Origin of the sequence: Nocardia sp. NPDC019323 (genome assembly GCF_044389845.1) — a bacterium.
GTDB lineage: Bacteria > Actinomycetota > Actinomycetes > Mycobacteriales > Mycobacteriaceae > Nocardia > Nocardia implantans.
The window spans coordinates 386,045-393,332 of record NZ_JBIRYN010000007.1 but is presented as its reverse complement, the minus strand read 5'-3'; the positions used below and the strand labels follow the sequence as shown (position 1 = coordinate 393,332).

Here is a 7,288-nt window from a genome sequence, read left to right as displayed (position 1 = left end):
CATTCCGAACCCGGAAGCTAAGCCTGCCAGCGCCGATGGTACTGCACTCGACAGGGTGTGGGAGAGTAGGACACCGCCGGAACATCCTTTCACGATAGGGGACCCAGAATCTGGGTCCCCTATCGTCGTTTGAGCACCTGGTGGAGCTCCGGCGAATCGCCGTGACCGCGCCCCACCGCAGGTGCGTGATTCAATTTGTGGCGAATACCGACTTTTCGCGGAACAAAGAAAGGGAGCACCGTGCCGGAACAAAACGACGATCGGAAGCCCTTCCGGCGCGGCGCTCCCGATCCCGGGTCCGGCCGGCGAGGCGACAACCAGGGCGCGGACCGCCGCGGTGGGGGATTCAACCGTCGCGGTGAGTCCGGGGAACGCGGCGGCTACAACCGCCGCGGCGAATCGGGCGGTTACGGCGCGCGGGAAGGCTCGTCCGACCGGGGGAATTTCCAGCGCCGCGATAATTCCGGTGGTTTCGATCGTCGCGGAGACAGCGGCGGCGCCGACAAGCGCGGTGGATTCGGACGCCGGGACTCCGGCGACCGGACCAGCGACACCGGTGGCTTCCGCCGGGGAGGCGACGCACCCAAGCGCGGTGGTTTCCAGCGTCGGGACGAGTCGGCAGGCCGTGGTGGGCCGGGCGAGCGCGGCGGCTTCAGACGGTACGACGATTCCGGCGACCGTGGTGGCTTCAACCGCCGCGGCGATTCCGAAGAGCGGCGCGATGAGTCACGCGGTGGTTTCCGTTCGGGCGGTGATTCCGGCGCTCGCGGTGGTTTCCGTTCGGGCGGTGACTCCGGCACACGCGGTGGTTTCCGCTCAGGCGGTGACTCGGGTTCTCGCAGCGGATTCCGCTCGGGCGGTGACTCCGGCACTCGTGGCGGTTCCCGCTCCGGCGATGCCTCCGGCACTCGTGGCGGGTTCCGTCGTGGTGACTCCCCCCGTGGTGAGTCCCCCCGGGGCGGGTTCGACCGTCGCCGTGACGATTCCGGTGACCGGGGTGAAGCACGCCGCGGTGAGGCGGGCGAGCGCGGTGGATTCAAGCGTCGTGGCGACTTCGATGATCGCGGTGACGCCGGGCGGCGCGGTGAGTCCGGCTTCCAGCGCCGCGATGACGATCGCCGTCGCCAGGGATCGGAGCGTGAGGGTCGGCGCGACGCGGACCGTGAGAGTTCGGCACCGCGTGGCGAGACGCCGCAGGATCGACGCAGGGGCGGTGAAGGAGCCCGTGTGGGCGCCGGCCGTTCCCTCGACCGCCGCCCGCCGCGGCCGGAGGAACCCGATCTGCCGGACGAGGTGCAGGCGGCCGATCTCGACTCCGCCGTGCGGCGCGATCTGCTCAGCTTGGACAAAGGCAACGCGGAGACGGTCGCCAGGCACCTGGTGATGGCGGTGCGCCTGCTCGACGACGATCCCGGGCTCGCTCTCGCGCATGCCAGAGCCGCACGGCAGCGTGCCGGGCGGATCGCGGTCGTGCGTGAGACTGCCGGAGTCGTCGCCTACCACGCCGGTGAATGGGCGGAGGCCTTGTCGGAGCTGCGGACCGCGCGCCGGATGTCCGGTGGTTCCGGATTGCTGGCCGTCATGGCCGACTGCGAGCGCGGCCTCGGCCGTCCCGAACGCGCGATCGAGCTCGGCCGCAGTGACGAGGCGCGCGCCTTGCGCGGCGATGAAGCCGCCGAACTGCGCATCGTCGTGGCGGGCGCGCGCATGGACCTCGGTCAGTACGACCAAGCCGTCGTCACTCTGCAGACCTCGGATCTCGACCCGTCCCGCACCGGATCGGCCGCGGCTCGCCTCTTCTACGCCTACGCCGATGCCCTCGTGGCGGCGGGACGCACCGACGAAGGCCTCACCTGGTTCCTCAACGCCGCCTCCGCCGACCTGGACGGAGAGACGGACGCCGAGGAACGCGCCGCCGAACTCACCGGCGACAGCGACATCTGATTCTTCTGTGACCGGGCGCAGTCGCCGATGCCCTATGGCGTCGGCGGCCTAGACCGGAAAGTCTTCGGTGACGGGTAGTTCCGGGACCATACGTCGATGCCCTTGTGGCGGCGGGGCGCACTCACGAAGACCCCACCCTGGTTTCAAGGCCGCTTCTGCCGACTTGGACGGGGAGACGGACGCCCGGGAGCGTGCCGCCGAACTCACCGGGGACAGCGGCATCTGATACGTCCGTCGACGCGGCCGCGGTCCACCTGCCGCCGCGACGGCGGTTATAGAAGTCAGGTGACGCACGTGGTGTTCGCGGCGGTTGAAGGTGACGGCCGACCCGCGAGGCGGTGCAACAGCGAATATCGGGCTGACGATGTGGCCCTTGTTCAGGTGCTTCTGTCCGGAACACGACAACGGGACGTGGGTTCGTCGGCTTGCCATACCTTGATGACATCCTGGATGGCGAGCGTGTGGAGAGTGGCTGACGCCATGTCTTTTCGGTCCGCTCGCTGGCGTAGTGTCGATGTCCCGGACTCGGCGGGTCCGGTGGTGATGAGTCGGCACGGCGCCGATCGGTGACACGGAGTGAGAGTGGTGTGACGCGACTACGAGATCGCTACCGAGCCCTGCTGCTGGATCTGGACGGAACGCTGTATCGCGGTCACGAGGTGATCGAGGGGGCGCCGGAAGCGCTGGTCGCGGACGGGCAGGCGGGCCAGCGGCTGGTGTATGTCACCAACAACGCCAGCCGCGGGCCGCAGGTGGTGTCCGCCCATCTGTCCGAGCTCGGCTTTCCCGCGTCCGGCGACGACGTGGTGACCAGTGCGCAGGCGGCGGCGCGGCTGCTGGCCGAGCGGCTCGACCCGGGCGCGCCGGTGCTGGTGGTCGGCACCGACGACCTGGCCGCCGAGGTGGAAGGTGTCGGGCTGCGGCCGATCCGGCGCTTCGACGGTGCCGCGCCCGCCGCTGTGGTGCAAGGACATTCGCCGCACACCGCTTGGCCGGACCTCGCCGAAGCCGCCTACGCTCTGCGTGCGGACGCGCTGTGGGTCGCGGCGAACACCGACCGGACACTGCCGAACGAACGCGGCCTCGCGCCGGGCAACGGTGCGATGGTCGCCGCGCTGCGCGCCGCCTCCGATCGGGAGCCGATCGTGGCGGGCAAACCCTATGCCCCGCTGCTGGAGGACGCGCTCGTGCGGGCCGGTTCCCGCGCCGCGTTGGTGGTGGGCGACCGTCTCGACACCGATATCGAGGGCGCCAACCGCATCGGTCTCGACTCGTTGCTCGTGCTCACCGGTGTCAGCACGCTGGACGAATTGCGCAAGGCCCCGGACGGGCAACTCCCGACGTTCGTCGCCGACTCCCTCGACGCTCTCAATCACGCCGCCGTAGCCGCCGAGCCGGAAGCCGATCTCGGCGAATCGCTGCAGCGCCATCCGGGACGAGCTGTGACGGTGCGCGCGTCCGATTCGGAAATCCGATAGCGTTGACGCCACGATGACTACTGCTACGCCTCGTCCGAACGGCCCCGGTACGGCCGCCGGTGCGCCGGGCCCCCGTCCTGGGGTCCCACTGCCCGGCCGGCACCTGCCGGGTGCGCAAGGACACCAGGAGCCTGCCGACCCGGATCGCGTCCGCGGTGAGGTCGACAGCCTGCTCGCCGAACTCGACTTTCCCGGCCGAACCGGGGTGGCGACCGACAGCGCCGAGGCCGGAGTCGACATCACCCGTCGCGCTCGCATCCTGGAGCAGGCACATGACGTGCTGGTACAGGCCTTGGCCACGGTGGACAAGATCTGAGGTGGCCAGACGCGCGCGGGTGGACGCGGAACTGGTTCGCCGCGGGTTGGCGAGATCGCGGGAACACGCGGTCGAGCTGATCGGCGCGGGCCGCGTCCTGATAGCTGGAACGGTAGCGGTGAAGCCGGCGACCGCGGTCGAGGCGGGCACGCCGCTGGTGGTCCGGGAGGAGCCGGACGAGGTGTCGTGGGCCTCGCGCGGTGCGCACAAACTGCTCGGAGCGCTGGAGCGGTTCGAGCCGGAAGGGCTGTCCGTAGCGGGTCAGCGCTGCCTGGACGCGGGGGCATCGACCGGAGGTTTCACCGACGTGCTGCTGGCACGCGAAGCGCGGGAGGTCGTCGCGGTCGACGTCGGCTACGGCCAGCTCGTCTGGCGTCTGCGCAACGACGAGCGGGTCCGGGTGTTCGACCGGACCAACGTGCGCAACCTGACGCCCGAGATCATCGGCGGCACGGTCGAGGTGGTGGTTGGTGATCTGTCGTTCATTTCGCTGAGCCTGGTGCTGCCCGCGCTGGCCGCGTGCGCCGCGCCGGGCGCCGACCTGCTGCCCATGGTGAAACCGCAGTTCGAGGTCGGTAAGGAGCGGGTCGGCTCGGGCGGTGTCGTGCGGGATCCGGCGTTGCGCGCCGAAGCGGTGCGCGCGGTGGCGGCGGCGGCCGCACAGCTGGGCCTGCGCACCGCCGGTGTCGTGGCGAGCCCGCTGCCGGGCCCGTCGGGCAACGTCGAATACTTCTTGTGGCTGCGCAATGATGGGCCGTTCGAGTACGACGGCGAGCAGGTCGCCGCGTTGGTGGAGCGGGCGGTCGAGGAGGGTCCACAGTGAACGCGCTGGCCCAGCCCTGCGGCCGGGAGATCCTGCTGGTGTCGCATCCGGGTCGCGCGGAGATCATCGAGACCGCGCACCGGGTGGCGAAGATCTTCGCGGAGGCGGGGATCTGCTTGCGCGTGCTCGCCGATGAAGCGGACAGCACGCGGTTCGAGGAGCAGCCGGGCGGTTTTCCGGTGCGCGTGGTCGAGCACAGCCCGCAGGCCGCCGTCGGCTGCGAGATGGTGCTGGTGCTCGGTGGCGACGGGACGTTCCTGCGTGCCGCCGAGCTGGCGCGCCCGGCCGGAGTGCCGGTGCTCGGCATCAACCTCGGTCGCATCGGATTCCTCACCGAGGCCGAGGCGGAGCACTTGGACGAGGCGCTCGCCCAGGTGGTGCGGCGCGACTACACGATCGAGCACCGGATGACCATCGACGTCACGGTGCGGGTCGAGGACGAGGTCGTCGAGAGCGGATGGGCGCTGAACGAGGCGAGCATCGAGAACGCTTCCCGCATGGGCGTTCTGGAAGTGGTGCTCGAGGTCGACGGCCGCCCGGTGTCCTCGTTCGGCTGCGACGGCATCCTCATCTCCACACCGACCGGGTCGACCGCCTACGCCTTCTCCGCGGGCGGGCCGGTGGTGTGGCCGGAACTCGAAGCGTTGCTGGTGATTCCGAGCAATGCCCATGCCCTGTTCGCGCGACCGCTGGTGACCAGCCCGGATTCGCGGATCGCGGTCGAGTCGGTGGCGACCGGACACGATGCGATAGTTTTCCTGGACGGCAGGCGCACGCTCGCACTGCCCAGCGGTGGACGGGTCGAGGCGGTTCGCGGCGCTCGACCGGTGCGCTGGGTGCGGCTGGACTCCGCACCGTTCGCCGACCGGATGGTGCGCAAGTTCCAGTTGCCCGTGACAGGCTGGCGTGGCCGACGGCGAACGGAGAGCACAAGTGCTGACAGAGATCAGGATTGACGGGCTTGGCGTCATTTCCACGGCGACCGCGCAGTTCCACGCGGGCCTGACCTGCCTGACCGGCGAGACCGGCGCGGGCAAGACCATGGTGGTGACCAGCCTGCATCTGCTCAGCGGTGCGCGCGCGGACGCGGGCCGGGTCCGTCTCGGCGCCTCCCGTGCCGTGGTCGAGGGCCGGTTCACCATCGACGATGTCAACGATGCCGCGCGCGCCGAGGTCGCGCAGGTGCTGGAGGCGGCCGCGGCCGAGCAGGACGACGACGGCAGCGTCATCGCGATCCGCACGGTCGGCAGCGACGGACGCTCGCGTGCGCATCTGGGCGGGCGCGGCGTGCCCGCCTCGGTGCTGGCCGATTTCACCGCACCCTTGCTGACCGTGCACGGTCAGAACGATCAGCTGCGTTTGCAGCGCCCCGACCAGCAGCTGTCGGCACTGGACCGGTTCGCCGGCGACACGGTGGGCGCGCTGCTGCGGAAATACCAGGTGCTGCGCCGATCGTGGCTCGACGCCCGTACCGAATTACTCGAACGGACCGCGCGCAGCCGGGAATTGGCGCTCGAGGCCGAACGGCTCGAGCACTCGTTGCGCGAAATCGACGCCATCGCGCCGGAACCCGGCGAGGACGTGCGCATCGTCGACGAGGTGCGCAGGCTCAGCGATCTGGACTCGCTGCGGGAAGCGGCGGCCACCGCGCACGACGCGCTGGCCGGGCCCGCCGACGCGCCGGAAGACGGTTCCGGCGCGCTGGAAGCGCTCGGCGCCGCGCGCGCCCGCATCGAAGCCGCCGACGATCCGGCGCTGGTCGCGCTCGCGCCGCGCCTGGCCGACGCCATCGCCGTTGTGGTCGACGTGACCACCGAGCTGAGCGGGTATCTGTCGGATCTGCCTTCGGATCCGGGTGCGCTGGACTCGCTGCTCACCCGCCAGGCCGAACTGAAGACGCTGACCCGCAAATACGCACCCGACATCGACGGCGTACTGGTCTGGGCGCAGGAGGCCCGCGCTCGGCTCGGCTCGCTGGACGTCTCGGAGGAGGCGCTGGCGAAGCTGGCCGCCGAGGTGGACACCGCCGCCGAGCGGGTGCGGGAGGCGGCGAAGAAGCTGAGCGCCGCGCGGGCCAAGGCGGCGGGCAAGCTGGCGGCCGCGGTGAGCGCCGAACTCGGTGGTCTGGCGATGGGCAAGGCGCGTCTGGAGGTGGAGGTGCGGCCGGTGCCCGCGGGCGCGCAGGACTCGGCGCCGCTCACCGTCGACGGCACGGAACTGCACGCCGGGCCCACGGGTATCGATGAGGTCGAGTTCCGGCTGGCGGCGCATTCGGGCGCGCAGTCGTTGCCGTTGAGCAAAAGCGCCTCCGGCGGTGAGCTGTCCCGAGTGATGCTGGCGCTGGAGGTGGTGCTCGCCGGGTCCGAGCACGGCGCGACCATGGTGTTCGACGAGGTCGACGCGGGCGTCGGCGGGCGAGCCGCGGTGGAGATCGGTCGCAGGCTGGCGCGGCTGGCGCGCACGCATCAGGTGATCGTGGTGACCCATCTGCCGCAGGTGGCGGCGTTCGCCGACACTCACCTGGTGGTCGACAAATCCGACGACGGCAAGGGCACTGTCAACAGCGGCGTCCGCGCGCTCACCAACGACGAGCGGGTGGTCGAGCTGGCGCGGATGCTGGCCGGTCTCGACGACACCGAGACCGGCCGGGCGCACGCGGAGGAACTGCTGGCGACGGCACGCGCGGAGAAAGCGGGCGCCGAGGTGGCCGCGCGCTGAGCGCGCCGG

The 7,288-nt window shown here is 70.8% G+C and carries 5 protein-coding genes and 1 pseudogene; all 6 read left to right on the top strand.

What is annotated here, in order from left to right; all coding sequences use genetic code 11:
• Positions 1 to 981: 981 nt before the first annotated feature.
• Positions 982 to 1,944, top strand: a pseudogene (locus tag ACH49X_RS25930) (hypothetical protein); the annotation flags it as partial.
• Positions 1,945 to 2,531: 587 nt separating this feature from the next.
• A complete protein-coding gene (locus ACH49X_RS25925; RefSeq protein WP_357206462.1) occupies positions 2,532 to 3,422 on the top strand; it encodes an HAD-IIA family hydrolase in 891 nt (296 codons plus the stop codon).
• 13 nt (positions 3,423 to 3,435) lie between these two features.
• Positions 3,436 to 3,738 carry a hypothetical protein gene (locus tag ACH49X_RS25920; protein WP_195081448.1) on the top strand — a complete coding sequence of 101 codons (303 nt, stop codon included), beginning with the start codon at positions 3,436 to 3,438 and terminating at the stop codon, positions 3,736 to 3,738.
• A 1-nt stretch (position 3,739) separates the two neighbouring features.
• Positions 3,740 to 4,561, top strand: a complete 822-nt coding sequence (locus tag ACH49X_RS25915) for a TlyA family RNA methyltransferase (RefSeq protein WP_195081449.1) — start codon at positions 3,740 to 3,742, stop codon at positions 4,559 to 4,561.
• Positions 4,558 to 5,517, top strand: a complete 960-nt coding sequence (locus ACH49X_RS25910; protein ID WP_195081450.1) for an NAD kinase — start codon at positions 4,558 to 4,560, stop codon at positions 5,515 to 5,517. The genes ACH49X_RS25915 and ACH49X_RS25910 overlap by 4 nt, the downstream gene beginning before the upstream one ends.
• Positions 5,495 to 7,279, top strand: a complete 1,785-nt coding sequence (recN, locus tag ACH49X_RS25905) for a DNA repair protein RecN (RefSeq protein ID WP_195081451.1) — start codon at positions 5,495 to 5,497, stop codon at positions 7,277 to 7,279. The genes ACH49X_RS25910 and recN overlap by 23 nt, the downstream gene beginning before the upstream one ends.
• The last annotated feature ends 9 nt before the right edge of the window (positions 7,280 to 7,288 follow it).

Bases quoted from the DNA above. Each gene is read 5' to 3' on its own strand.
- ACH49X_RS25920 (WP_195081448.1), top strand. From the start codon at position 3,436: ATGACTACTGCTACGCCTCGTCCGAACGGCCCCGGTACGGCCGCCGGT.